We start from the raw sequence: 26,169 nt of genomic DNA, 5'->3' as shown, positions 1-26,169 counted from the left end.
AGCACCCCGGCAATGCAACGCGCGCCGCCCTGCGGACAGGCGGCCCTGCTGGCCGGAGCGATTCGAAACTGTGTTCATGCGCGCATGGAGGTGCGGCAGGGGGTGGCCGGCGCGCGAGGGCGCGGATTGTACAGAAAGTGGGCGATGCGGTTGCACCGGCCCGACCGGTGACGGCGCAAGGCCACGGGCGGGCACTGCAGGCCGGGCCGTGGAGAGGTGTATGCGGCCAGGTGCGGGCGCGCTACAGGCAAAGACAAAACCGGTGATGGGCATGCTGCCCCTCCCGCGTATCGAGCTGGCTGTTGTTTTTGGTCTGATGTTCTGGGTCTGACCGGGTTGCACCTTGGAACACCAGCAACGCGGTGGGCGGACTCTATGGGTTGCACCCTGCGAAATTCTTGCTGAAAGCTCTGGAGTTCTTGCAAAAGACTCCGGCACCCACAGGTCGACAATTGACCATTCGATCAGCAATCAGGGGTGACGCAGGCTAGCGGATTCAAGAGCGGCGCAGGCTGCCCGGGGTCAAGCCCAGGTAACGGCGCATCGCCGTGGTCAACGCGCTCTGGCTGGAGAATCCGCATTCCCCGGCGACGCCGACCAACGGCAGATCGGATTCCCGCAGCAGGCGCGCGGCGCGGTCCAGTCGTTGGCGCAGCAGATACTGGTGCGGCGTCAGGCCGACGCGATCCTTGAACTGCGCATGGAAGTGACTGGGGCTCAGGCAGGCGACCTGCGCCAATTCGGCCACGCTGATGCGCCGGGAAAGGTGATCGGCGATGTAGCTGTCCAGCCGCTCCAGGTCCAGCGGCCCGTTGTGCGGCGCGCGGTCCTCGCCGAACAGACGCAGGTGCAATGCCCTTAGCAGCACGCCCCCCAGGGCGCGAGCGAGCAGAGGATCTCCACCGTAACGAGCGATCTCCGCTCCGGCGTAGCTGAGCAGATGCTGGAAATCCGCATCCAGGGTCGGGTAGCGCGGCACCTCGAACAGCCGCGCCAACAGTTCGCGGTCCTGTTCGGCGGCACCGGTTTCATCGAGGTCGACGATCAACATGCGGTTGTCGCCCAGCCCGGCGAACTCGTGGCCTACATCCCCCGGCACCAGGCAGGCGCGCATGCGGCAGACCTCGCCACCAGCGCCGCCGATCTCGAATTCCGCGCGGCCGCTCAGGGACATCACCAACTGGTGATGGTCATGGGCGTGCTGGTCAGTCTGGTCGGACAGCTTGGCGAGGCGGGTATCGAACATGGCTCGAACTGATCAAATTTTGAGCATGGTACGGGATTCGGCCAGCCCTGCCCAGCGCACAGGTGCAACCGGGCGCAACTCCAAGGACATGAAAGCACCAAAGCATCTAAGCCGGAAAGTCTTGCTAACTGATAGATATGTTATGTTATAACAAATAACACATTCCAGTTTCCCCTCCCCGCCGCCTGGCGTATCCCTGACCACTTGGGAGGGGGTCGTATTGCCAGAAGAAAAACCAGGAGTTCGTCATGCCCCCATCCCTTTCCCGCCCGCGCTGGCGTCTAGCACCGCTGGGCCTGGCCCTGTGCGCCGGTGCGCCCTCGCTGGCCGATGCCGCCCCCACGGAACTTGCGCCCCAGGTGATCACCGCCAACCCGCTGGGAGACGCCTCGCCAGCTGCCCCCAGCAGCGTATTGTCGGGCGACGAGCTGACCCTGCGGCAGAAAGGCAGCCTGGGTGAAACCCTCAACGGGACGCCCGGCGTTTCCTCCACCTGGTTCGGCCCCGGCGCCAGCCGCCCGGTAATCCGTGGCATGGACGGTGATCGCATCCGCATCCTGCGCAATGGTGTGGGCGCGCTGGACGCCTCCTCGCTCTCCTACGACCACGCCGTGCCGGAAGACCCCAACGTGGTCGAACGCATCGAAGTCGTGCGCGGCCCGGCCGCCCTGCTCTACGGCGGCAACGCCATCGGCGGGGTGGTCAACAGCTTCGACAACCGCATCCCCAGCGAACCGGTGGACGGCATCCACGGCCAGGGCGAGCTGCGCTACGGCGGCTCGGACACCACCCGCAGCGCCGCCGGCGCGCTGGAAGCCGGCGACGGCACCTTCGCCCTGCACCTGGACGCCGGCTCCCGCGAATTCAACGACCTGCGCATCCCCGGCTATGCCCACTCGTCACGCCAGCGCCAGACCGATGGCGACGACTCCAGGCACCGCGTGAACAACAGCGACGGCCGCCAGGACAGTGGCGCCATCGGCGGCAGCTACCACTGGGATCATGGCTACGCCGGCCTCTCCTACAGCGGCTACGACAGCAACTACGGCTCGCCCGCCGAAGACGACGTGCGGCTGAAGATGCAGCAGGACCGCTACGCCTTCGCCTCGGAAGTCCGCGACCTCGACGGCCCCTTCAGCTCGGTGAAGCTGGACGCGGCCTACACCGAGTACCAGCACAAGGAGATCGAGGACGGCGAAACCGGCACCACCTTCAAGAACGACGGTTACGAGGCACGCATCGAGGCCCGGCACAAACCCATCGGGCCACTGGACGGCGTGGTCGGCGCGCAGATCACCAACAGCCGCTTCTCCGCGCTTGGCGAAGAAGCCTTCGTGCCGCATACCGAGACTGACAGCGCCGCACTGTTCTTCCTCGAGAACTGGCAAGCCACCGAACGCCTGGCGCTGAACCTGGGCGGACGCGCCGAGCACACTCGCATCGAGCCCAACGCCAAGGACAACGAGCGCTTCGCCGAGAATGACGGTTCGCGCAGCTTCACCGCCGGCAGCCTGTCCACGGGCGCGGTGTACAAGCTGACTTCGATCTGGTCGCTGGCGGGCACCCTGGCCTACACCGAGCGGGCACCGACCTTCTACGAGCTGTATGCCAACGGCGCCCACGCCGCTACCGGCACCTATGAAGTGGGCGATGCCGACGCAAGCAAGGAAAAAGCCGTCTCCACCGACCTCGCCCTGCGCTTCGACAACGGCCGCCACAAGGGCAGCGTCGGTGTGTTCTACAGCCGCTTCTCCAACTACATCGGCCTGCTGGCCAGCGGGCGCTATCGCGACGAGGAAGGCGCGGTGGTGGATGCCGGCGACGACGAGGCGCTGCCCGAGTACCTCTACAGCGGCGTGAAGGCGGACTTCTACGGCGTCGAGGCGCAGGACCGCATCCACCTGCTGGACAGCCCCTACGGCCGCTTCGACCTGGAATTGTCCGGCGACTACACCCGCGCGAAGAACAAGGATACCGGCGAAGCCCTGCCGCGCATCGCCCCGCTACGCCTGAACAGCGCCCTGCTGTGGGAACTGCAACAGTGGCAGGCACGGGTTGACGTGGAATACGCCGCCGACCAGAACCGCGTGCCGGAGAACGAACTGCGCACCGACGGCTATACCACTCTCGGCGCCAGCGTTGGCTACCGCTTCGACCTGGGCGACAGCCGCTGGCTGGCCTTCGTCAAGGGCGAGAACCTGACCAACCAGACCGTGCGCTACGCCAGTTCGATCCTGCGCGACAGCGTGCCGGCCGGTGGTCGCGGTATCCAGGCGGGAGTAAAGGTCGCCTTCTGACCTGAGCTACGGCCGACGCCCGGCGTAATCCCGGGCGAATTGCGCGGCGATCCGCCCGGACCGCGACCCGCGATGGGTCGCCCAGCGGATCGCCGCCTGCTCCCACTCCTCCTGCTGCACACCACCCAGGCCGTGGGACTCCAGCCAGCGCGCGACCGCCTCCAGGTACTGCTCCTGGCTGAACGCATAGAAAGATATCCACAGGCCGAAGCGCTCGGAGAGCGAGATCTTCTCCTCCACTGCCTCGCCGGGGTGCAACTCGCCGCTCTCGCTGCGCTGGAACGACAGGTTGTCCTCGGTGCGTTCGGCCAGCAGATGGCGGCGGTTCGACGTGGCGTAGATCAGCACATTGCCGGACTGCCCGGCGACCGAGCCATCGAGCACGGTCTTCAGGCCCTTGTAGCCGGTCTCGCCATCCTCGAACGAGAGGTCGTCGCAGAACAGGATGAAGCGCTCCTGGCGATGACGCAGCAGGTCGATGATCTGCGGCAGGTCGGCCAGGTGTTCCTTGTCCACCTCGATCAGGCGCAACCCTTCGCCATGGAATGCCTGCAGGCAGGCCTTCACCAGCGAACTCTTGCCGGTACCGCGGGCGCCGGTCAGCAGCACGTTGTTGGCCGGGCGGCCGGAAACGAATTGGCGAGTGTTCTGCTCGATCAGCGCCTTCTGCCGGTCGACATTGCGCAGGTCATCGAAGGCAATCAGCGCCGGCTCGATCACCGGCGTCAGGCGCGGCTGGCCCTGGCGGTACTCCCAGAGATGGGCGATGGCGCCTTCGTCCAGCGCCAGCTCGGCGCGCGCAGGCAGGGATTGTTCGAGCAACCGGGCGATTCGGGCCAGTTGTTCGGCGATCAGGGACATGTCGTTCATGGCGGGATCATCGAGGCAGAGGGGACTGTTCAGCAGCCTAACGATGGAGGAAAGTGGTCGTCTAACGACAAACAGGCATCCAGATGCGCAAAAAGGACATTCCACCCCAACCGCTGGAAAACCACGGTGACGAACGGGCCGCCAGCCCGGTGGCGGCCATCGCCCTGGACTTCCCCGACGGCCATCAGGTGCCCGCGCACAGCCATCACCGTGCACAGTTGCTCTACGCCGTCCGTGGCGTACTGGTGGTGGGCAGCGCCAGCGGCCAGTGGGTGGTGCCGGACAACCGTGGCCTGTGGATACCCGGCGGCGTGGAACACTGGACGCGCATGGTCGGCGACGTGCAGGTGCGCACCCTTTATGTGGAGCCGGGCAGCGCCCCGCACCTGCCTGCGGACTGCTGCGTACTGGCTGTTTCGCCGCTGCTGCGGGAATTGATCCTGGCGGCGCTGTCGATCAGCGGCGAGGTCACCCCGGACTCCCGCGACGGCCGCGTGCTAGGCCTGATGCTCGATGAGCTGCGCGAAGACCCGATGCTGCCACTGCACCTGCCCCTGCCCGCCCATCCGCGCCTGCGTGCGCTGTGCCAGGCCATCCAATCCCAGCCCGGCGACCATGCCAGCCTCACCGACTGGGCCGCCCGGCTGAGCGTCGACAGCAAGACGGTGCAACGCTGGTTCTGCGCCGAGACCGGGCTGACCTTCGGCCAATGGCGCCAACAGGCACGCCTGCTGGCCGCGCTGGAGCGCCTGGCCCTGGGCGAGAGCGTGCTGAGCGTGGCGCTGGAAGTGGGCTACAGCACGCCCAGCGCCTTCAGCGCCATGTTCAGCCGCCAGTTCGGCCGGCCGCCCAGCGATTTCCTGCGGCCGCGTCGCTAATCCGTTCCTAAGCTCCTGTCGTCCACAATCGACCGCAACATCCCCAGACACATCCTTCGAACAATGGGATTGAAACCCCGAGCCGGTTTCCCCATCTAGACTGTCATGTTCAATCAGTCAGGTGCCTCATGAGCGACCACGACGAGATTCACGATATCCATAGCGCCGAAGAGGTCAGCAACACCGGGCTGGTGTTGCCGGGGCAGAACCTGCCGACCACGGTGTACGTCATTCCGATCCACAACCGCCCGTTCTTCCCGGCGCAGGTGCTGCCGGTGATCGTCAACGAGGAGCCGTGGGCCGAGACGCTGGAACTGGTCGCCAAGACCGAACACCACAGCCTGGCGCTGTTCTTCATGGAAAACCCGCCGGAAGACCCGCGCCACTTCGACCCGGACAGCCTGCCCGAGCACGGCACCCTGGTGCGCGTGCACCACGCCAGCCGCGAAGGCGGCAAGCTGCAGTTCGTCGCCCAGGGCCTGTCGCGCGTGCGCATCCGCGGCTGGATCAAGCGCCACCGCCCGCCCTTCCTGGTGGAGGTGGAATACCCGCACACCCCCAACGACCCGAGTGACGAGGTGAAGGCCTACGGCATGGCCCTGATCAACGCGATCAAGGAACTGCTGCCGCTCAACCCGCTGTACAGCGAAGAGCTGAAGAACTACCTCAACCGCTTCAACCCCAACGATCCGTCGCCGCTGACCGACTTCGCCGCCGCGCTGACCACCGCGCCCGGCGCCGAGCTGCAGGGTGTGCTGGACACCGTGCCGATGCTCAAGCGCATGGAAAAAGTGCTGCCGCTGCTGCGCAAGGAAGTGGAAGTCGCGCGCCTGCAGAAGGAGCTGTCCGCCGAGGTCAACCGCAAGATCGGCGAGCGCCAGCGCGAGTTCTTCCTGCAGGAACAGCTGAAGATCATCCAGCAGGAACTGGGCATCACCAAGGATGACAAGAGCGCGGATTCCGATGAGTTCCGCGCCCGCCTGGAAGGCAAGACCCTGCCCGACCAGGCGAAGAAGCGCATCGATGAAGAACTGAACAAGCTGTCGATCCTGGAGACCGGCTCGCCGGAATACGCCGTCACGCGCAACTACCTCGACTGGGCGACCTCCGTGCCATGGGGCCTGATGGGCGTCGACAAGCTCGACCTCAAACATGCGCGCAAGGTCCTCGACCGGCACCACTCCGGCCTGGAAGACGTGAAGGACCGCATCCTCGAATTCCTCGCGGTCGGCACCTTCAAGGGCGAGATCGCCGGCTCCATCGTGCTGCTGGTAGGCCCGCCCGGCGTGGGCAAGACCAGTATCGGCAAGTCCATCGCCGAGAGCCTGGGGCGACCGTTCTACCGCTTCAGCGTCGGCGGCATGCGCGACGAGGCCGAGATCAAGGGCCACCGCCGCACCTACATCGGCGCCCTGCCCGGCAAGCTGGTGCAGGCCCTGAAGGACGTCGAGGTGATGAACCCGGTGATCATGCTCGACGAGATCGACAAGCTCGGCAGCAGCTACCAGGGCGACCCCGCCTCGGCGCTGCTGGAGACGCTCGACCCGGAGCAGAACGTGGAGTTCCTCGACCACTACCTGGACCTGCGCCTGGACCTGTCCAAGGTACTGTTCGTCTGCACCGCCAACACCCTGGACTCCATCCCCGGCCCGCTGCTGGACCGCATGGAGGTCATCCGCCTGTCCGGCTACATCGCCGAGGAGAAGCTGGCCATCGCCAAGCGTCACCTGTGGCCCAAGCAGCTGGAAAAGGCTGGCGTGCCGAAGAGTCGCCTGTCGATCAACGACGCGGCCCTGCGCGCGGTGATCGAGGGCTACGCCCGCGAAGCCGGCGTGCGCCAACTGGAGAAAGTACTCGGCAAGCTGGTGCGCAAGTCAGTGATGAAGCTGCTGGAAGATCCGGAATCGGTGGTGAAGATCGGCGCCAAGGACCTGGAGGAATACCTGGGCATGCCGGTGTTCCGAACCGAGCAGGTACTCTCCGGCATAGGCGTGATCACCGGTCTGGCCTGGACCAGCATGGGCGGCGCGACCCTGCCGATCGAGGCGACGCGCATCCATACGCTGAACCGGGGCTTCAAGCTCACCGGGCAACTGGGCGACGTGATGAAGGAGTCGGCGGAGATCGCCTACAGCTACATCAGCTCGAACCTGAAGAAGTACGGCGGCGAGTCGACCTTCTTCGACCAGGCCTTCGTCCACCTGCACGTGCCCGAGGGCGCCACGCCCAAGGACGGCCCCAGCGCCGGCGTGACCATGGCCAGCGCCCTGCTGTCACTGGCGCGCAACCAGGCGCCGAAGAAAGGCGTGGCCATGACCGGCGAGCTGACCCTCACCGGCCAGGTGCTGCCCATTGGCGGGGTGCGCGAGAAGGTCATCGCGGCGCGCCGGCAGAAGATCTTCGAACTGATCCTGCCCGAGCCCAACCGGGGGGACTTCGAGGAACTGCCGGAGTACCTGAAGGAAGGCATCACGGTGCATTTCGCCAAGCGTTTCGGCGATGTGGCGAGGGTATTGTTCCCGGCCTGATGTCCTGAATGAACCCGCAGAAGCGGGCCACGCTTGCGAATCACCCCCATGGGCGTGATTCGCAAGATCACTGCTTCCTTTCCGTTCTCTCTCCTCGTAGGAGCGACGCTTATTCACGGCGAACGCTATCGCTGCCTCCGGCAAACACCGGCGTAGGATGGTGTGGAGCGCAGCGATACCCATCGACTCGGTCGCACCGACAGCATGGGTATCGCTAGCTCCACCCATCCTACATTCCTGCTCCGTCGTGATTTAGGTGTGGACTTGAATTCTGAACATGGAGAATTCCTCTGCCCTCGGCGAACGCCCCGAATCCGCACCCGCGCCAAACGCCTCCCCCGCGAAACCTCTATTTCTCACATGATTGCGTTATCCTGCGGCCCAACCTGTCCCCACCCAGGAGCCATCATGCCGTCGTACCGCTCGTTGCTGCCCCTCACCCTGGCTCTGCTCGCCGGCTGCGCCGGACAGAGCAAACCCGTGGTCACCCTGGAAGATGCCAGCGACTGCAAACCGCTGAAACTGCACACCGGCCAGGAGTTGGTGTTGATCCTGCCGAGCAACCCCACCACCGGTTTCCGCTGGGAACTGCGCAACGCCGCCAACGGCCTGCTGCGCGCCCTCGGCCCGGAGGTCTACAGCAACCCGGAAGACGCAGGCCTGGTCGGCAGCGCCGGCGAATCCACCTGGCGCTTCCGTGTCACCGCCGCTGGCGAGGACAAGCTCGAACTGGCGTACCGCCGTCCCTGGGAAGCGGAAGTCGCACCGGCGCAGACCTTCGTCTGCCCCATCCTCGTCAAGTAAGCGCAGACAACGAAGGCGCCATAAGCCGCTCGCGCTGACGCCTTCGGCCTGTAGGCTTGGCGTCGCGCTGCGGCACAGTGGGCGTTCATTTCCTCGGGAGGGAACCCCATGCGCTGGGCACTCTTGGCACTGATCGGCGGTGCCGCCTACCTGTTCGCCGTCACCTTCGACCTGCCCGCCCTGCGCATGCTGTGCAAGCCGCTGCCGGTGCTGGCGATGCTGTTGTGGATTCTCGCCACGCCCGCTGACGGCTATCGCCGCTGGGTCGCCGTCGGCCTGGTGCTGTCGATGCTCGGCGACATCCTGCTGGAATGGCCGATCAACGCCTTCGTGCCCGGGCTGGCCGCCTTCCTGCTGGCACACCTCGCCTACCTGGTCGCCTACCTGGGCGACACCCGCCGCTTCGCCCCGCTCGGCCTGCTGATCGCCGGCAGCGTAGGTGGCGGCCTGTTCGCGTTGCTCTACAGCCGCGGCCTGGGTCCGCTGCTGCTGCCTATCGCGCTGTACAGTCTGACCATCAGTGCGATGCTCTGGCGCGCCATCGCCCGCCTGGGCGTGCCCTCGATCGCCAACGCCAGCCGGATGTTCGCCGCCCTGGGCGCACTGCTGTTCGTCAGCTCCGATTCGATGATCGGCATCAGCCGCTTCGTCGCCGCCTTCGACGGCTCCTCCTACGCCATCATGCTGACTTACTGGCTCGGCCAGTTCGGTATCGCCGCGTCCGTCACATCCCGTCATGTCGCTCTGCCATACTCGGAAGGACAAACCACTTCCCGGGCCTGACATGCTGCGAATCGCTTCACCGCTGCTGCTGCTCTGTTCGGCGCTGGCCAGCGCCGAACCCCTGCGCCTGGCCGGCGACGACTGGTGCCCCTACCTCTGCCCGGACGACCCGGACAAGCCCGGCTACCTGCTCGAAGCCCTGGGCCGGGTCCTGCCGCAACCGCCATTGTTCGAACCTCTGCCGTGGCCACGCGCCCTGCAGATGGCGCGCGAGGGCCTGGTGGACGGTGTGGTCGGCGCCTACAGCGAAGAGTCCGAGGAATTGCTGATCGGCAAGGAGCCCATCGGCTGGGTGACCATGCGTTTCTACGTGCGCAACGACAATCCCTGGAGCTGGAATGGGCCGGCCTCGCTGAGCAGCCAGTCCATCGGTCTCGCCCAGGGCTACTCCTACGGCAGGGAGCTGGATACCTGGCGTGACGAACACTTGTCGAATCACGAACAGGTACAGGTGCTCAGCGGCGAGAAGGTGCTCGAACGCAACATCCAGAAACTGCTGCTCGGGCGCATCACGGTGCTGCTCGAGGACAGCCAGATCGTCGAGCACTACCTGCAGCGCCACGGCCTGTCGGAACGCATTCAAGCGGCCGGGGAGCTCGCCGATAAACGTCCCATGTACGTCGCGCTCAACCCTCGCCTGGAGGGCGTGCAGGAACGCCTGGCCGATCTCGACGAGGGCCTGCGCGAACTGCGCCGCAATGACCAGTGGAAACCCCTGATGCAGGGTTACGGCATCGCCGTTGACTAGTCCTGCGAAGGCGTGAGAAAAGTCCGGCAGAGCCCTCTGTCATCGGCTATAGATCAATCAATAAGAGACTGGGAAAAGGGGAGCTCCATGCGTGCAGTAGTTCGCTCGATGTTGTTGCTGGGAGCCTGCCTGACTCTCTCGGCCTGTGGCAGCCTGCTGCCCAGCGAACGCGCGGAAGTGCAATCACCATTCCTGGATTACCAGGATGCACAGAGCCGCTACAACCAGGTCGATCCGGGCAAGACCACCAAGTCGCAGCTCTACGCGCTGGGCTTCGATCCGCTGTCCCAGGGCAACGCCAAGATGCTGTCGTTCATCGACGTGCGCCTGCTCTTCGTGCAGCCCAACATCCCCATTGACTACCTGCCCGACGGCCTCGTGACCTGCCTGCAGGCCAAGGACCGCTGCATCGGTTATGCCTTCGATTTCAACAAGACCGACAGCCAGCGTGTGGGCAGTTTCTGGGCCGACATCTTCAACTTCCGCAAGCGCCGCCAGGTGCAGGGCTGGTCGTTCCGTCCGGTGTTCGTGCTGATCGACGACGTGGTGGTGCACAAGACCAGCAACGGCGAGCCGAACATCCGCCGCATGGAAGACAAGAAGAACCCCCTCGGCCCACTGCAAGGCGCTGGCGAGTACTTCTCCGACCAGCTCAAGTGACCCTCGTCCGCTAACGGTTGGGCGCGCCCCGCGCCTCGGCTACAATGCGCGCCCCGGCAATCAGGGCGCGCCGCGCCCCGCTGCCTGTTCCAGTGTAACGAGGCCCCTCCAGCGTGAGCGAATCCGACCGCATCTTCGCCCAGCCGCAAACCCAGGTTCCCGACTTCACCTTCAATGAGGACGTGGTGCGCGTCTTCCCGGACATGATCAAGCGATCGGTACCGGGCTACCCCACCATCGTCGAGAACATCGGTGTGCTCGGTGCGCGCTTCGCCACGCCGAACAGCGTGCTCTACGACCTCGGCTGCTCGCTGGGCGCCGTGACCCAGGCGCTGCGCCGCCACGTAAAGAGCGATGGCTGCCGCGTCATCGGCGTCGACAACTCCGCGCCGATGATCGAGCGCTGCGGCGAATACCTGCGCGCCCAGGACGCCATGCACCAGGAACTGCTGCCGGTCGAACTGATCGAGGCGGACATCCTGAAGCTGGACCTCAAGCCCTGCTCGCTGATCGCGCTGAACTTCACCCTGCAGTTCATCGCTCCCGAACAACGCCTGGAGCTGCTTACCCGCCTGCACAGTGCCCTGCTGCCCGGCGGTGCGCTGATCCTCTCGGAAAAACTGCGCTTCGCCGACGAGCAGGAGCACGACCTGCTCACCGACCTGCACATCGACTTCAAGCGCGCCAATGGCTACAGCGAGCTGGAGATCGCCCAGAAACGCACCGCCATCGAGAACGTCATGCGCCCCGACACCCTGGATACCCACCGCGAGCGCCTGCTGGCAGCCGGTTTCTCCAAGGTCGTGCCCTGGTTCCAGTGCCTCAACTTCGCCTCCCTGATTGCCCTGCCATGATCGAACGCTTCGACCTCGACCGCCTGCGCCTTGAACTGGCCGGCACGCCACTGGAATCCTGGGCTGCCTCGCTGCCCGCGCAACTGGCCAGCAAGGTCGACGATGGCCACGGCGATCTCGAACGCTGGCTAGCCGCGGTAGATCGCCTGCCGGAGCTGCAAGCCGCCGCCGTCGAGCTGCGCGAGCGCTTCAACCTCGAAGGCGATTGCGACGAGGACACCCGCGCCCAGCTCAAACTCGCGTTGCAAGGGCTGATCCCGTGGCGCAAGGGGCCGTTCAACCTGTTCGGCGTACACATCGACACCGAATGGCGCTCGGACTGGAAATGGGAGCGTGTCTCGCCGCACATCGACCTGATGGGCAAGCGCATCCTCGACGTCGGCTGCGGCAATGGCTACTACCAATGGCGCATGCTGGGTGCCGGCGCGCGTAGCGTGGTCGGCGTGGACCCGAACTGGCTGTTCTTCTGCCAGTTCCTCGCCATGAAGCGCTACCTGCCGGACTTGCCGGCCTGGCACCTGCCCTTCGCCCTGGAAGACCTGCCCGAGAAGCTGGAAGGCTTCGATACGGTGTTCTCCATGGGCGTGCTCTACCACCGCCGCTCGCCCATCGACCACCTGCTGGCGCTCAAGGACTGCCTGCGCCGGGGCGGTGAACTGGTGCTGGAAACCCTGGTGGTGGACGGCGACGTGAACACCGTGCTGGTGCCCGAAGACCGTTACGCGCAGATGCGCAACGTGTGGTTCCTGCCGTCAGTGCCGGCGCTGGAACTCTGGCTGCGTCGCGCGGGCTTCACCGACGTGTGCAGCGTTGATATCAGCCGCACCTCGGTGGACGAACAACGCGCCACCGACTGGATGCGCTACCAGTCGCTGCCGGATTTCCTCGATCCGGACGACCACAGCCGCACCCTCGAAGGCCTGCCAGCGCCGCTGCGCGCCACGCTGGTCGCGCGCAAGCCGTAAGTCTCGACAGGTTCGCGAGCAAGCTCGCTCCTACGAAGAGCAGTGCTCCTTGTAGGTCCAGAGGGCGCCTAGCCCTTGCTCGCGAACCATCCTCAATCAGCGATTGGCCGCCGCCACGATCAGCGCCTTCATCTCGGCGACCGCTTGCTTGAAGCCCACGAACAGCGCATGGGCGACGATGGCGTGGCCGATGTTCAGCTCGTTGATCCCGGCAATCGCCGCCACCGGCTCGGCGTTGTGGTAATGCAGGCCGTGGCCGGCATTGACGATCAGCCCATGGGACAGGCCGAACTCCACGCCATCGCGAATGCGCGCCAGCTCATGGGCCGCTTCGGCCGGGTTATGGGCGTCGGCGTAGCGGCCGGTATGCAGCTCCACAGCCGGGGCTCCGATGCGGGCGGAGGCTTCGATCTGGCGCTGGTCCGGGTCGATGAACAGCGACACCTCGCAGCCAGCAGCCGCCAGGCGCTGCACCGCTTCGCGGATGCGTGCTTCCTGGCCGGCGACGTCCAGGCCGCCTTCGGTAGTCAGCTCCTGGCGGGTCTCCGGGACCAGGCAGACGTGGGCCGGGCGGATGATCTCAGCGAACTTCATCATCTCCTCGGTGACGCCCATCTCGAAGTTCATGCGCGTCTGCAGCACTTCGGCGAGCACGCGCACGTCGCGGTCCTGGATGTGCCGGCGATCCTCGCGCAGGTGCACGGTGATGCCGTCGGCGCCGGCTTCCTCGGCGTCCAGCGCGGCTTTCACCGGGTCGGGATAACGGGTACCGCGGGCCTGGCGCAGGGTGGCGACGTGGTCGATGTTCACGCCGAGCAGAATACGGTTGGCTTCAGTCACGGGAGTTGTCCTTGCGATTCATGAAGAGCTCGCGGCTGACCAGCGGTCGGCCGCCAAGATGGGGTGCCAGGGCCTGGCGCATCAGGCGCTTGGCCGCCGCCAGGGCGCCGGGAGCGCTCCAGTCGGCTTCGGCCATGGCCAGCAGGTCGGCACCATGGAACAGGCCCGGCTGCAGACTGCCCACCGGCTCGAGGCCCGAGTCGGGCAGCAGGCGGTAGAGGCCATCCGGCGCGACAGGCTGGCCGACGATATCGCTGTCCAGGGAAAAACCATAGCCCAGGTCGTCCAGCAGCCGCCATTCGAACGAGCGCAGCAGCGGTTCCAGCGGACTGCCGGCAGCCAGCAACGGCAAGGTCGCACGGTAGTGCTCGAATAGTCCGGGATGCGGGTCCTCGACCGGGAGCAGGCGAATCATCAGCTCGTTCAGGTACAGGCCACTGAACAGCGCTTCGCCACTGAGCAGGTTGGGGATGCCGTTGGGCTCCAGGCGCACGACGTTTTTCAGGTCGCTGCGCCCACGGAATTCTGCCTCCAGCGGTACGAAGGGTCGCGCCAGCGCGCCAGCCCTGCCCCGCGCACCGCGCAGCACGGCACGCAGACGCCCCTGCGGGGTGAAGAAATCCACCAGCGCGCTGGTTTCCTTGTAGGGACGGCTGTGCAGGGCGAAGGCGGCTTGGGCAGTAGAAGCGAGGCTCATGGCGCTGCGCCTGGAGTGGGAGTCGGAAGACGGGCGCACTCAGGCGCCCGGAGGGTGTGCCCCGCGAAGGCTCGCGGGGCAGCAAGGATCAAAGGTCGCCGTAGCCCAGCGAACGCAGCGCGCGTTCGTCGTCGGACCAGCCGCCCTTCACCTTCACCCAGAGGTTGAGCATGACCTTGGAGTCGAACAGCACTTCCATGTCCTTGCGAGCGTTCTGGCCGATGCTTTTGATGCGCTCGCCCTTCTCGCCGATGATGATCTTCTTCTGGCCGTCGCGTTCCACCAGGATCAGCGCATGGATGTGCAGGATCGGTCCGTCCTGCTTGAACTCTTCGATCTCCACGGTGACCTGGTACGGCAGTTCGGCACCCAGCTGGCGCATGATCTTCTCGCGCACCAGTTCGGCGGCGAGGAAGCGGCTGCTGCGGTCGGTGATCTGGTCTTCCGGGAAGAAGTGCTCGCTCTCCGGCAGGCGCTCGGCCACCAGGCCCTCCAGCACGTCGAGGTTCTGCCCGTGCTGGGCGGAAATCGGCACGACCTCGGCATTGGGCAGTTGCTCGGCCAACCACTGCAGGTGCGGCAGCAGCTCACCCTTGTCTTCCATGCGGTCGACCTTGTTCACCGCCAGCAGAACCGGGCAGCTCACGTACTTGACCTTGTCGTAGACCATCTGGTCTTCGTCGGTCCAGCGGTTGCGGTCGACGACGAAGATCACCACGTCAACGTCCTTCAGCGCGGCGCTGGCCGACCGGTTCATGTAGCGGTTGAGCGCCTTGTCGTTGTCCTTGTGCAGGCCGGGGGTATCGACATACACCGCCTGCACGTCACCCTCGGTCTTGATGCCCAGCAGGGTGTGGCGGGTGGTCTGCGGCTTGCGCGAGGTGATCGCCAGCTTCTGCCCGAGGATGTGGTTGAGCAGGGTCGACTTGCCGACGTTGGGGCGGCCGACGATGGCGACGTAACCGCAACGGACGGCTCCTGCTTCATCGTGCTCGGATGGGTCGTGCTGGTCTTGCTCGTGCTCACTCATGGCCATTCTCCACGCCCAGGGCTGCCAGTGCGGCGGCGGCGGCCACCTGCTCGGCGATGCGGCGGCTGCCGCCGTGACCGTGGGTCTTGTCGTTCAGCAGGGCCACCTCGCACTCCACGAAGAAAGTGCGGCAATGTGGTTCACCCTGGATATCCACCACGTCGTAACGCGGCAATTCACACCCGCGGGACTGCAGGAACTCCTGCAGGCGGGTCTTGGGGTCCTTGTTGGTATCCACCGGGGTCAGCTCGCGCAGCTGCGGGCCGAGCCAGTCCATGATCCGCTCACGGGCGGAATCCATGCCGGTGTCCAGATAAATGGCGCCAATCAGCGCCTCCATGGCGTCAGCCAGGATCGACTCGCGGCGATAACCGCCGCTCTTCAGCTCACCCGAGCCCAGTCGCAGGTAATCCCCGATCTCGAAACCGCGGGCCAGCAGGGCCAGGGTCTCGCCTTTCACCAGTCGCGCGCGCAGGCGCGACAGCTGGCCTTCGCGGGCCTGAGGGAAGTGGGTGAACAGGGCTTCGCCAATGACGAAGTTGAGGATGGCGTCACCGAGGAACTCCAGGCGCTCGTTGTTGCGCCCGGCGAAACTGCGATGGGTCAGCGCCAGGACCATCAGGTCCTGGTCACGGAAGGTGTAGCCGAGCTTGCGCTCAAGTCGATCCAGACTGTTGTTACTCACGGCATTCGTACACGGAATTCTTTGTCAAATTTGACCACCAGGTCGATGTTCTGCACCAGTGGCTCGCGTTTTTCGTACTTCAGGTGGGCGCGGAACTCGTTGTTCTCAAGCTTCACGTCCAGCGCGTCATCCAGTTTGAGGTCGCGGATGTTGTTGAGCATCAGAGCCTTATCCACGTAAGAGTAGAACTCCGGGACAGTGCGCACTTCGGCGGCCTTGTCGGTTTCCACCGAGGTGATGGCCTTCTCGATGGCGTAGTAGTCCAGGTAATGCGGAATGATCTTGAACGCGGCGCTGGCGAGAAACGCCACGACGGCAAGAACGACCAGCCAACCCAGCAACGACATTCCCTTCTGCGAACGTGCGTACGTCATATCGACCTCATGTCGGTATCTTTCTTATTTGCCCGCCAGCCGCGGCAGGTCCAAGTGAAGCGGGGCCGCCTCGCTCCCCGCGTGCAGCCCCGCCCTTTTCTAGCACCGTTCCAGCCATGCGGGCCTGGAGCGTCTCACAAGTTTAGTGAATCACACCGACTCGCGAGAAATTCGGCAGATTGCGCATCTTCGGATCCGGCCAGCTCATCCAGACCGCGAAGGCCTTGCCGACGATATTGCGATCCGGAACCATGCCCAGCAGGTCCTTCGGAATCTTCGGATCGTTCCAGTAGCGGCTGTCGTTGGAGTTGTCGCGGTTGTCGCCCATCATGAAGTAATGGCCGGCCGGCACTTTCCACTGCTTGCCCGGCTCGATGCGGAAGCGGGTCATTTCCTTGCGGATCATGTGCTCCACGGCACCCAGCTTCTCCTGGTACAGGGTCACGCTGCCCAGGGTGCCCGGCTCCTCGCCCACCAGCGACTCGGCCACGGCCTGGTCGTTGATGAACAGGCGCTTGTCGCTGGTGTAGCGGACAGTATCGCCCGGTACGCCGATGACGCGCTTGATGTAGTTGATGTTCGGGTCGCTGGGATAGCGGAACACCATGACATCGCCACGCTGCGGGTCACCCACCGGGATCACCTTGGTGTCGAGCACCGGCAGGCGGATGCCGTAGGCGAACTTGTTCACCAGGATGAAATCGCCCACTTCCAGGGTCGGCTTCATCGAACCCGACGGAATCTGGAAGGGCTCGACCAGGAACGAACGCAGCACCAGCACGATGAACAGTACCGGGAAGAACGATTTGCCGTACTCGACGAGCACCGGCTCCTTGTTCAGCTTTTCCAGCACTTCCGGGTCAGCTTCGCTGACCGCACCTTCGTAGGCGGAAATGGCCGCCCGGCGGCGCGGTGCGAACAGCACCAGGTCCACCAGGGCGAGAACGCCGCATACCGCAACGGCAATCACCAGCAACAGCGGGAAATTCAGGGTCATAGGGTTCAACTGTCCACTTTGAGCACAGCGAGGAAGGCTTCCTGCGGAATCTCCACGCTACCGACCTGCTTCATCCTTTTCTTACCGGCCTTCTGCTTCTCCAGCAGTTTGCGCTTACGGCTCACGTCACCACCGTAGCACTTGGCCAGCACGTTCTTCCTGAGCGCCTTGACCGTCGAGCGGGCGATGATCTGCCCACCGATGGCCGCCTGAATCGCGACGTCGAACATCTGCCGCGGAATCAATTCCTTCATCTTCTCCACCAGCTGACGGCCCTTGTACGGGGCGTTGTCGCGGTGGACGATCAGGGCGAGGGCGTCAACTTTCTCGCCGTTGATCAGTACATCGAGACGAACCAGGTTGGCCGGCTCGAAGCGGTCGAAGCTGTAGTCCAGCGAAGCATAGCCACGGCTGGTGGACTTCAGGCGGTCGAAGAAGTCCAGCACCACTTCGTTCATCGGCAGATCGTAGATCACCTGGACCTGGCCGCTGAGGAAGTGCATGTCGCGCTGGACGCCGCGCTTCTCGATGCACAGGGTAATGACGTTGCCCAGGTGCTCCTGAGGCACAAGGATCGTCGCGCGGCAGATCGGCTCGCGCATCTCGTCGATGGACGAGAGGTCGGGCAGCTTCGACGGGTTATCGACATAGAGGATGTCGCCGTTCTTCTGCACGATCTCGAAGATCACGGTCGGAGCGGTGGTGATCAGGTCCAGGTCGTATTCGCGCTCCAGGCGCTCCTGGATGATCTCCATGTGCAGCATGCCAAGGAAGCCGATGCGGAAGCCGAAGCCCAGGGCCTCGGAGCTTTCCGGCTCGTACTGCAGCGCGGCGTCGTTCAGGGTCAGCTTCTGCAGGGCTTCGCGGAAGTCCTCGAAGTCATCGGAGCTGACCGGGAACAGGCCGGCATAGACCTGCGGCTTGATGCGCTTGAAGCCCGGCAGCACGTCCACGTCGGGAGTGTTGTTCAGGGTCAGGGTATCGCCCACCGGCGCGCCCAGGATGTCCTTGATGCCGGCGATGATGAAGCCCACTTCGCCAGCCTTGAGGTCCGGCGTTTCGGTGTGCTTCGGGGTGAAGACGCCGACGCTGTCCACCTGGTGGACCTTGCCGGTGGATTTCACCAGGATCTTGTCGCCTTTCTTGACGCGGCCGTGCTTCACGCGCACCAGCGAGACCACGCCCAGGTAGTTGTCGAACCAGGAGTCTATGATCAGCGCCTGCAGCGGCGCGTCGATCTCGCCTTCCGGAGCGGGAATGGCGGTGACCAGGCGCTCCAGCACGTCTTCCACGCCCATGCCGCTCTTGGCCGAGCAGGCCACGGCGTCAGTGGCGTCGATGCCGATGATGCTTTCGATCTCGTCCTTCACGCGGTCTGGATCAGCCTGCGGCAAATCCATCTTGTTCAGGACCGGCATGACTTCCAGGCCCTGCTCGATGGCGGTGTAGCAGTTGGCGACCGACTGCGCTTCCACGCCCTGACCGGCATCCACTACCAGCAGCGCGCCTTCGCACGCCGCCAGCGAACGGCTGACTTCGTAGGTGAAGTCGACGTGGCCGGGGGTATCGATGAAGTTCAGCTGGTAGGTCTTGCCGTCCTTCGCCTTGTAGTGAAGGGTGACGCTGTGCGCCTTGATGGTGATACCGCGCTCACGCTCCAGGTCCATGGAGTCCAGTACCTGGGCCTCCATCTCGCGGTCGGACAGGCCGCCGCACATCTGGATGAAGCGGTCTGCCAGCGTCGACTTGCCATGGTCGATGTGGGCGATGATGGAAAAATTGCGGATATGACTCAGGTCACTCACGGCGAACACACTCGGAAGGCTGAAGGCGGCGGTCCGCCGAAAAATAGCGGGGGAGTTTACCTGACTACAGCCTGATGCGTCACGCCGCGCCGGACGGTCAGGCATGAAAAAGGGCGACCGAAGTCGCCCTTTTCTGGTGCACCAACCTTACTCGGTCAGCTTGAACGTGATGAAGCTCGCACGCCCCTGGCGCAGCACGCGCATGGAGATCGAACGGTCCTTCGGCAGCGCCTTGGCAATCTCGCTGAAGGTTTTCGAGGAGTCCACCGCACGGTTGTTCAGGTGGGTGATGACGTCGCCCGGACGCAGGCCGATCATGGCTGCCGGGCCACCCTGCACTTCCTTGATAACCACACCGCCCTTGATATCCAGGGACTTGCGCTGCTCGGCAGTCAGCTCCGCCACGGTCACACCCATGCGGTTGCTGCTGCGCTCGGCGCCCTTGCCCTCGACGGCGGCGACGGCATCGTCGTCGTCCGGCAGGCTGCCAATGGTCATGCTCAGGGTCTGGCGCTTGTTGTCGCGGATCACTTCCAGAGACGCCTTGTCACCCGGCTTCATGTTGCCCACCAGGTGCGGCAGGTCGGCGGATTCGTTGATGGTCTGGCCGTTCAGGCTCAGGATCACGTCGCCCACCTGCAGGCCGCCCTTGGCTGCCGGACCGTCTTCCACCAGCTGCGCCACCAGCGCGCCGGCCGGCTTGTCGAGACCGAAGGATTCAGCCAGGTCCTTGTTCACTTCCTGGATCACCACGCCCAGCCAGCCACGGTTGACCTTGCCGCCCGCCTTGAGCTGATCGGCGACGTTCAGCGCCACATCGATCGGGATCGCGAAGGAAAGGCCCATGAAGCCGCCGGAACGGGTGAAAATCTGCGAGTTGATACCCACCACTTCGCCCTGCAGGTTCAACAGCGGGCCACCGGAGTTGCCCGGGTTGATCGCCACGTCGGTCTGGATGAACGGCACGTAGTTCTCGTTCGGCAGGCTGCGGCCCTTGGCGCTGACGATACCGGCGGTCACCGAGTGGTCGAAGCCGAACGGCGAACCGATGGCCAGCACCCACTCACCGACCTTCAGCTTGTCGGAATCGCCCAGCTTGAGCGTCGGCAGGCCCTTGGCGTCGATCTTCAGCACGGCCACGTCGCTGCGCGGGTCTGCACCGACCAGCTTGGCCTTGTGCTCGCTGCGGTCCGACAAGCGAACGAGGATCTCGTCGGCATCGGCCACCACGTGATTGTTGGTGAGGATGTAGCCATCATCGGAAATGATGAAGCCCGAACCCAGGGACTGCGCCTCGCGCTGCTGACCACGGGGAGCCTGCCCCTGGCCGCCCTGGCCACGGGGAATGCTGCGCTCGAAGAATTCGCGCAGGCCCGGCGGCAGGCCGTCGAGGTCCGGAATGCCCATCTGCGCGTTGGAGCGGTCGGGAAGCTTCTGGGTGGTACTGATGTTGACCACCGCCGGCGAGGCTTTCTCGACCAGCGGGGTGAAGTCCGGTAGTTCAGCCCGCGCGGTGACCGACAGGCTCAGGGCCAGCAGGGCGACCAGCGCAGCCATGCTGCGTTTCAGGGTTTGCATTGACTACAGCTCCCGTGATGTTCATTGGGAAGATCACTAAACAGGGCCGGGCGGCCCACCGACCAGCGCACGCAGCACAACCGGTTGCATCGCCGGATCATCCGTATGGCGTCGCGTGTAGCGACGCACGAGCAGCCAGGACAGCAGGAAACCCGCCAGCCCGGCCACGATGATGAGAGGTTCCCCCAGATCGAGGCGCGCCGCCAGTAGTGCCAGCGCGAACAACCCGATCAGCGGAGAGAGATAGAAAAGCAGGGCACTTTTCAGCAGAAGGTCTTCATCCACGCCCAGCAGGACTTCATCGCCGGGCGTCAGATTCAAGGAGGCCAGATTCGCCGGGGTCAGTGCGCGTACTTGACCGCGCCCCCGAGAAACACCCAGCCGTTCCAGGAGGCCCTGGCCACAACCGGCGTTGACCGAACATCCCGAGCAGGAGGAGCGGCGCAGCGTTTCGACCTGGACAGCTCCAGACTCGACCGCAATCACCCTCCCCCGCTCATGGATCACTGTGGCTGGGCTCCCGTTGGCCGCATGGACAACGCCACGCGCTCAGCCGTGCCACTGGGTATCTCGCCGACCACCGTCACCATGGTGCCGCCGTCTTCACTGGCGAACCGCCTCGACACCACCGTAGTAGGGCCCAGCTGGGTGCGGGCATCGTCGACCTTGGCGCCGTGCAACGGCTCGAGGAACACCGAGAAGCGTGCCAGACCGTCGCCATAGGCAAGACACAGGACCTGGTCATTGGAGACTGGGCTGCGCTCCTGCAGCGTGCTGTTCAGGGTAAAGCCCGGCGGCACCCATTCCGAATGCCAGCTGGTCTTCACTTCAGCAGCCTTGGCTTCCTTCACCGGCTTGCAGGCCGCGCTCGGCTGCAACTCACCGTCGTCGGGCGCTGCCATGTCGAGGCGAGTGAACTGCAGCCGCTCGATGATCTGGCCCTTGTCGTTGAGCAGCAGGGACTTGAGCGGCAGGCCGGTTTGCTTGTCCACGTGCAGCTCGAAGCCATAGCGATGCTGGTCACGCGGTATCACCGCCAGCACCACCGCCGGGCGATCAGCAATGCGCGACTCGCCAGCGACACGAACGTCATAGTAAGTGGACAGTTCGGCAGGGTTGAGCTTGCGTGCCGGCCACATCTCGCCAGTCGACACCTGCCCCGACATACCTCCACCTACACACTGGGTAGCGCCATCGACGCGCACCACTTCCTGGCGCGGCCCATCGACCTGGACCAGATGCTCGCGCACAGAGCCGTCGCTCTCCACACGATGCCAGACATCGTGGGTGGAGAAGGCTCCGCTGCGTTCGTAGATGAAAGTACCCTGAAAGTTCTGTTGCTGATCAGCCTCGGAGAGGCGCTTGATCCAGTCCAACGCATCGGCGGCCTGGACTGGCAAAGCCAGCAGACCGCCGAGGAAGAACAACAGTGCTGTAGTCGCGCGCATGTCGCTCCTTAAGGTCGCAAATCAGCGGCTTTCCAGGCTCGCGGCGCGCGCATAAGGCAGGGCGCTATCGGTGCCGCTGACGGCGGACTGCTGCGCGTGCTGACGCAGGTAACCCGGAAGACGCTGCTCGTGCCAGGTGGTCTGCCCACCCTGGGCATTGGTGATCACCTGCGGCGCCTCGTCCTGAGTGTAGCCTGCCAGTACCGCCGGACCTTGCACTTGCGGCAGGGCGATCTGCGGAGTGGCGCCTTGCTGGGCAAGGCCGTTGGCAACACTGTCATCCTGGTGGTACATGCGCACACCGGCCAGAACAGCCAGGGTCACCGAGGCGGCGACAGCCAGGCGGCCGACGTTGCGCCACGGATTGCGACTGCGCGGCGCCGGTACGGCTTCATCAGCCAGCGCGGCGGACACGGCGGCAGCAATGTCCAGCTTGGGCATGGCCGGCTCGCGGTGCATCACGGCACGGGCCAGTTGGTAACGGGACCAGGTGGCCCGCAATTCGGCGTCCTCGCCGCAGGCTGCAAGCACACGCCGCAGCTCAAGCTCATCCGCTTCGTTATCCATTACCGCGGACAGCGACTCCTGCAGGGCTTCACGACTCATAGCGGTACCTCTCTTGGCTTCTGCCGCTGTATCAGACTTCATCATGCAACAAAGGCTGCAAAGCTTTGTCGATCGCTTCCCGCGCACGGAAGATCCGTGAGCGGACGGTCCCCACCGGACACTGCATCACGGTGGCGATATCTTCGTAACTCAGGCCTTCGAACTCGCGCAGGGTCAAAGCCGTGCGCAGATCATCGGGCAGCTGCTGGATGGTGCGATGGACGGTTTCCTCGATCTCATCCCGCAGCATGGCTCTTTCCGGCGACTCGATGTCCTTCAGGGCATGATCGCCATCGAAGAACTCCGCATCCTCTGCCGTGACATCGCTGTCCGGCGGCCGCCGACCGCGCGCAACCAGATGGTTCTTCGCGGTGTTGATGGCGATACGGTACAGCCAGGTATAAAAGGCACTGTCACCCCGGAAGTTACCCAAGGCGCGATACGCCTTGATGAATGCTTCCTGTGCAACATCCTGGGCTTCCTGGGCGTCATGCACGAATCGCACGATCAGCCCCAGAATCTTGTGCTGGTACTTCAGCACCAGCAGGTCGAATGCCCGCTTATCTCCGCGCTGTACCCGTTCAACCAGTTGCTGATCCGTTTCCTGGGTTAGCATGAATGCTCCTCTGAAAACCTGGAGGAGCTTCGAGCACCCTGGTGAATCGTCCTGCCAAGATAGACTCGGGTCTTTTGCAAAAGTTCTCCCCTCCAAGCATGCGCCGCACAGTTTTTTCACATTTGCGGCAATCGGACCCCGACATGTGTCCGAAGCCCGTCAAATTCAACTGCACCGGGCGGAACACCCGCTCCCCTTCCGCGCAATGTCAATCTGCGCGCAAAGTTGATTGGGTATTCCGAGTTCGAACCGGAACGCCTGAAAAAGTTCCGGTGATTTGCCGTGATCGTTCAATGACTTCGACGCTACCCCTGGCGCCTGCCGGACCGGCTTGAGCGGAGAAGAAAGCTTCCCGCCCTGCGACTGCCGCCCCACCGCACGAGCCTTCGGTGTCATCGGTTCGCCAGTATTGTGCCGTGGCCCCCTTCTATATACTAGGGCGCCATTTTGTGGAGCCGGGTATGAGTCAGCATTTCCAGCACGATGTCCTAGTGATCGGCAGCGGGGCCGCCGGCCTGACGCTGGCTTTGACGCTGCCTTCGCACCTGAAGATCGCCGTGCTGAGCAAGGGCGAACTTTCCCAGGGCTCCACCTTCTGGGCCCAGGGCGGCGTCGCTGCCGTGCTGGACGATACCGATACCGTGGAGTCCCACGTCGAGGACACCCTGGTCGCCGGCGCCGGCCTGTGCCGCGAGGACGCGGTGAAGTTCACCGTCGAGCATAGCCGCGAGGCGATCCAGTGGCTGATCGAACAGGGCGTGCCCTTCACCCGCGACCACGAGCCGGGCCGCGAGGACGGCAGTTTCGAATTTCACCTGACCCGTGAAGGCGGCCACAGCCATCGCCGGATCATCCACGCCGCCGACGCCACCGGCGCCGCGATCTTCAACGCCTTGCTGGAACAGGCCCGGCAGCGGCCGAACATCGAACTGCTGTCGCAACGGGTCGCCGTCGACCTGATCACCGAGCAGAAACTGGGGATGGACGGTCAACGCTGCCTCGGCGCCTACGTCCTCGACCGCTCCACCGGCGAAGTGGATACCTTCAGCGCACGCTTCACCGTGCTGGCCTCCGGCGGCGCCAGCAAGGTCTACCTCTACACCAGCAACCCTGACGGCAACTCCGGCGACGGCATCGCCATGGCCTGGCGCGCCGGCTGCCGGGTCGGCAACCTGGAGTTCAACCAGTTCCACCCGACCTGCCTGTACCACCCGCAGGCCAAGAGTTTCCTGATCACTGAAGCACTGCGCGGTGAAGGCGCTCTGCTCCGCCTGCCCAACGGCGAGCGCTTCATGCCTCGCTTCCACACCCTGGGCGAACTCGCCCCGCGCGACGTGGTGGCCCGCGCCATCGACCACGAGATGAAGCGCCTGGGCATCGACTACGTCTACCTGGACATCAGCCACAAGCCGGCCGAGTTCATCCGCGAGCACTTCCCCACCGTCTACGAGCGCTGCCTGGACTTCGGCATCGACATCACCTGCGAGCCCATCCCGGTGGTGCCGGCGGCGCATTACACCTGCGGCGGGGTGCTGGTCGACTCCCAGGGCCGCACCGATGTACCGAACCTCTATGCCATCGGCGAAACCACCTTCACCGGCCTGCATGGTGCCAACCGCATGGCCAGCAACTCGCTGCTGGAGTGTTTCGTCTATGCCCGATCGGCCGCCGCCGACATCCTCGCCGAACTGCCCAAGGCCCAGACGCTGGTCGCGTTACCCTGCTGGGACGCCAGCCAGGTGACCGACTCGGACGAAGACGTGATCATCGCCCACAACTGGGACGAACTGCGGCGCTTCATGTGGGACTATGTGGGCATCGTGCGCACCAACAAGCGCCTGGCGCGCGCCCAGCACCGCGTGCGCCTGCTGCTGGACGAGATCGACGAGTTCTACTCGAACTACAAGGTCAGCCGCGACCTGATCGAGCTGCGCAACCTGGCCCAGGTGGCCGAGCTGATCATCCTCTCCGCCATGCAGCGCCACGAGAGCCGCGGCCTGCACTACACGCTGGACTACCCGGACCTGCTGCCCGAGGCCCGCGACACTATCCTGGCGCCGTCCACCTATTGCGGCTGAAGCGCAGTCGCACGCGCAGGCGCCGGTGCAACTCCGGCGCCAGTGCATCGGCCGGAACGCAAACGCTGCGCGCCAGCCAGTCGTCGGGACGGCGGAAACGCAGGACGATCAATGAGGGCAGCGCCAGACTGGCCGCCATCAACTGCACCGATTGAAACCCCTCCCGCTCGCTCCACAACTGCCAGCCCTCGGCGTTGTGGCGCAGCGCACGCACCGAATCCGGCGCGCGCAATAGAATCCGCCCAGGCACAACCCAACAGGCATGCAGCAGGCAGAGGCTCAGACCGAGCGTTTTCCAGTGGAGGGGAATGTCCGCGAGCAGCAGCGCCAGAACGGCGCCCAGTTGCGCGGCGATGTAGGCCGCCAGCAAGCCGATGGACGGCTGCCAGCGGCACTCGAAGGGGTCACTTCGGCTGGACACGGTCCAGGATCATGCGAACGATGATGCGCAGGTCGGCATCTTCCGGCTCGCCGCGCTGCATGAACCAGCCGAACATGTCCTGATCCTCGCACTCCAGCAGCTTGCGGAAGCGCGCCTGATCGTCGGCGGGCAAGCCCGGGTAGACTTCCTGGACAAAGGGCACCAGCAGGACGTCCAGTTCCAGCATGCCGCGGCGGCTGTGCCAGAAAAGGCGTTTGAGTTCGATTTCGTCAGTCATCTGCGGGGCACCTCGATTAACAGCGGGCGAATACGTCTAGTCGCTCGCGAAATCGACGGACGGCGCGAGCCGAGCGGCATTATACGCATGCTCGGCCCACCCGGCACCCGCTGACAAGGCTGG

At 64.7% G+C, this 26,169-nt stretch carries 26 protein-coding genes; 10 read left to right on the top strand and 16 right to left on the bottom strand.

From position 1 onward, the window contains the following. Positions 1 to 496: 496 nt before the first annotated feature. Positions 497 to 1,246: a helix-turn-helix domain-containing protein gene (locus ACKI1H_RS12005; RefSeq protein WP_440468444.1), complete on the bottom strand. Its 750-nt coding sequence runs from the start codon at positions 1,244 to 1,246 to the stop codon at positions 497 to 499. Positions 1,247 to 1,494: 248 nt separating this feature from the next. Between ACKI1H_RS12005 and ACKI1H_RS12000 the strand changes: the two genes are divergently transcribed. Continuing rightward, positions 1,495 to 3,543 carry a TonB-dependent receptor gene (locus ACKI1H_RS12000; RefSeq protein WP_440468443.1) on the top strand — a complete coding sequence of 683 codons (2,049 nt, stop codon included), beginning with the start codon at positions 1,495 to 1,497 and terminating at the stop codon, positions 3,541 to 3,543. Positions 3,544 to 3,549: 6 nt separating this feature from the next. On the opposite strand, the gene ACKI1H_RS11995 is transcribed toward ACKI1H_RS12000, so the two are convergent. Then, the gene (locus ACKI1H_RS11995) at positions 3,550 to 4,413 is read right to left on the bottom strand and encodes an ATP-binding protein (RefSeq protein WP_440468442.1); all 864 of its coding nucleotides are present in this window, start codon (positions 4,411 to 4,413) and stop codon (positions 3,550 to 3,552) included. A gap of 83 nt (positions 4,414 to 4,496) precedes the next feature. Between ACKI1H_RS11995 and ACKI1H_RS11990 the strand changes: the two genes are divergently transcribed. The 8 genes from ACKI1H_RS11990 to cmoB all read left to right on the top strand — a co-directional run bounded on the left by ACKI1H_RS11990 (position 4,497) and on the right by cmoB (position 12,633). Beyond that, entirely contained in the window at positions 4,497 to 5,291 is a 795-nt protein-coding gene (locus ACKI1H_RS11990) for an AraC family transcriptional regulator (RefSeq protein WP_138520668.1), read from the top strand. 128 nt (positions 5,292 to 5,419) lie between these two features. Beyond that, positions 5,420 to 7,819, top strand: a complete 2,400-nt coding sequence (lon, locus tag ACKI1H_RS11985; RefSeq protein ID WP_440468441.1) for an endopeptidase La — start codon at positions 5,420 to 5,422, stop codon at positions 7,817 to 7,819. A 408-nt stretch (positions 7,820 to 8,227) separates the two neighbouring features. Next, the gene (locus ACKI1H_RS11980; RefSeq protein WP_138520666.1) at positions 8,228 to 8,623 is read left to right on the top strand and encodes a protease inhibitor I42 family protein; all 396 of its coding nucleotides are present in this window, start codon (positions 8,228 to 8,230) and stop codon (positions 8,621 to 8,623) included. A 108-nt stretch (positions 8,624 to 8,731) separates the two neighbouring features. After that, the gene (locus ACKI1H_RS11975) at positions 8,732 to 9,406 is read left to right on the top strand and encodes a lysoplasmalogenase (RefSeq protein WP_138520665.1); all 675 of its coding nucleotides are present in this window, start codon (positions 8,732 to 8,734) and stop codon (positions 9,404 to 9,406) included. Between the two features lies 1 nt (position 9,407). Continuing rightward, entirely contained in the window at positions 9,408 to 10,154 is a 747-nt protein-coding gene (locus tag ACKI1H_RS11970; protein WP_138520664.1) for a substrate-binding periplasmic protein, read from the top strand. A gap of 87 nt (positions 10,155 to 10,241) precedes the next feature. After that, on the top strand, positions 10,242 to 10,814 hold the full coding sequence (locus ACKI1H_RS11965) for a hypothetical protein (RefSeq protein ID WP_026078837.1): 573 nt from the start codon (positions 10,242 to 10,244) through the stop codon (positions 10,812 to 10,814). A gap of 113 nt (positions 10,815 to 10,927) precedes the next feature. Beyond that, complete coding sequence (gene cmoA / locus ACKI1H_RS11960; protein WP_138520663.1) at positions 10,928 to 11,668, top strand: carboxy-S-adenosyl-L-methionine synthase CmoA; 741 nt, start codon at positions 10,928 to 10,930, stop codon at positions 11,666 to 11,668. Beyond that, on the top strand, positions 11,665 to 12,633 hold the full coding sequence (gene cmoB, locus ACKI1H_RS11955) for a tRNA 5-methoxyuridine(34)/uridine 5-oxyacetic acid(34) synthase CmoB (protein ID WP_440468440.1): 969 nt from the start codon (positions 11,665 to 11,667) through the stop codon (positions 12,631 to 12,633). The genes cmoA and cmoB overlap by 4 nt, the downstream gene beginning before the upstream one ends. Positions 12,634 to 12,729: 96 nt before the next feature. Here the strand turns inward: cmoB and pdxJ are convergent, their stop codons facing one another. The 12 genes from pdxJ to rpoE all read right to left on the bottom strand — a co-directional run bounded on the left by pdxJ (position 12,730) and on the right by rpoE (position 23,309). Further along, entirely contained in the window at positions 12,730 to 13,473 is a 744-nt protein-coding gene (pdxJ, locus tag ACKI1H_RS11950) for a pyridoxine 5'-phosphate synthase (RefSeq protein WP_017517398.1), read from the bottom strand. Continuing rightward, positions 13,466 to 14,170, bottom strand: a complete 705-nt coding sequence (recO, locus tag ACKI1H_RS11945) for a DNA repair protein RecO (RefSeq protein ID WP_440468439.1) — start codon at positions 14,168 to 14,170, stop codon at positions 13,466 to 13,468. The genes pdxJ and recO overlap by 8 nt, the downstream gene beginning before the upstream one ends. An 88-nt stretch (positions 14,171 to 14,258) precedes the next feature. Further along, positions 14,259 to 15,200: a GTPase Era gene (era, locus tag ACKI1H_RS11940; RefSeq protein ID WP_138520659.1), complete on the bottom strand. Its 942-nt coding sequence runs from the start codon at positions 15,198 to 15,200 to the stop codon at positions 14,259 to 14,261. Continuing rightward, positions 15,193 to 15,885 (bottom strand): ribonuclease III, encoded by a 693-nt coding sequence (gene rnc / locus ACKI1H_RS11935; protein ID WP_017517395.1) that lies wholly within the window; start codon positions 15,883 to 15,885, stop codon positions 15,193 to 15,195. The genes era and rnc overlap by 8 nt, the downstream gene beginning before the upstream one ends. Further along, positions 15,882 to 16,259, bottom strand: a complete 378-nt coding sequence (locus tag ACKI1H_RS11930; RefSeq protein WP_081517635.1) for a DUF4845 domain-containing protein — start codon at positions 16,257 to 16,259, stop codon at positions 15,882 to 15,884. The genes rnc and ACKI1H_RS11930 overlap by 4 nt, the downstream gene beginning before the upstream one ends. Positions 16,260 to 16,401: 142 nt before the next feature. After that, complete coding sequence (gene lepB / locus ACKI1H_RS11925; protein ID WP_440468438.1) at positions 16,402 to 17,256, bottom strand: signal peptidase I; 855 nt, start codon at positions 17,254 to 17,256, stop codon at positions 16,402 to 16,404. 5 nt (positions 17,257 to 17,261) lie between these two features. Further along, positions 17,262 to 19,061: a translation elongation factor 4 gene (gene lepA, locus ACKI1H_RS11920; RefSeq protein ID WP_024765539.1), complete on the bottom strand. Its 1,800-nt coding sequence runs from the start codon at positions 19,059 to 19,061 to the stop codon at positions 17,262 to 17,264. Between the two features lie 147 nt (positions 19,062 to 19,208). After that, positions 19,209 to 20,639 carry a DegQ family serine endoprotease gene (locus ACKI1H_RS11915; RefSeq protein ID WP_054908996.1) on the bottom strand — a complete coding sequence of 477 codons (1,431 nt, stop codon included), beginning with the start codon at positions 20,637 to 20,639 and terminating at the stop codon, positions 19,209 to 19,211. A 36-nt stretch (positions 20,640 to 20,675) separates the two neighbouring features. Beyond that, positions 20,676 to 21,146, bottom strand: a complete 471-nt coding sequence (locus tag ACKI1H_RS11910) for a SoxR reducing system RseC family protein (RefSeq protein ID WP_138520656.1) — start codon at positions 21,144 to 21,146, stop codon at positions 20,676 to 20,678. Further along, the gene (locus ACKI1H_RS11905) at positions 21,143 to 22,087 is read right to left on the bottom strand and encodes a MucB/RseB C-terminal domain-containing protein (RefSeq protein ID WP_138520655.1); all 945 of its coding nucleotides are present in this window, start codon (positions 22,085 to 22,087) and stop codon (positions 21,143 to 21,145) included. Before ACKI1H_RS11905 ends, ACKI1H_RS11910 begins: the two co-directional genes overlap by 4 nt. A 21-nt stretch (positions 22,088 to 22,108) precedes the next feature. Further along, entirely contained in the window at positions 22,109 to 22,693 is a 585-nt protein-coding gene (locus tag ACKI1H_RS11900) for a sigma-E factor negative regulatory protein (RefSeq protein ID WP_024765536.1), read from the bottom strand. Positions 22,694 to 22,724: 31 nt separating this feature from the next. Next, the gene (gene rpoE, locus ACKI1H_RS11895; protein WP_024765535.1) at positions 22,725 to 23,309 is read right to left on the bottom strand and encodes an RNA polymerase sigma factor RpoE; all 585 of its coding nucleotides are present in this window, start codon (positions 23,307 to 23,309) and stop codon (positions 22,725 to 22,727) included. Positions 23,310 to 23,770: 461 nt separating this feature from the next. On the opposite strand from rpoE, the gene nadB reads away from it, so the two are divergent. Next, positions 23,771 to 25,387, top strand: a complete 1,617-nt coding sequence (gene nadB / locus ACKI1H_RS11890) for an L-aspartate oxidase (protein WP_138520654.1) — start codon at positions 23,771 to 23,773, stop codon at positions 25,385 to 25,387. Here the strand turns inward: nadB and ACKI1H_RS11885 are convergent. Next, on the bottom strand, positions 25,356 to 25,808 hold the full coding sequence (locus ACKI1H_RS11885; protein ID WP_440468437.1) for a protein YgfX: 453 nt from the start codon (positions 25,806 to 25,808) through the stop codon (positions 25,356 to 25,358). The two genes, nadB and ACKI1H_RS11885, sit on opposite strands and share 32 nt — an antisense overlap. Then, positions 25,792 to 26,046, bottom strand: coding sequence for an FAD assembly factor SdhE (locus tag ACKI1H_RS11880; RefSeq protein ID WP_015476083.1), 255 nt, complete (start codon positions 26,044 to 26,046; stop codon positions 25,792 to 25,794). Before ACKI1H_RS11880 ends, ACKI1H_RS11885 begins: the two co-directional genes overlap by 17 nt. Positions 26,047 to 26,169: the final 123 nt, after the last annotated feature.

The organism is Pseudomonas sp. YH-1 (assembly GCF_051990045.1).
GTDB lineage: Bacteria > Pseudomonadota > Gammaproteobacteria > Pseudomonadales > Pseudomonadaceae > Pseudomonas > Pseudomonas nicosulfuronedens.
The sequence above is the reverse complement of the archived record's forward strand: the minus strand, read 5'-3'. Positions and strand labels throughout refer to the sequence as shown.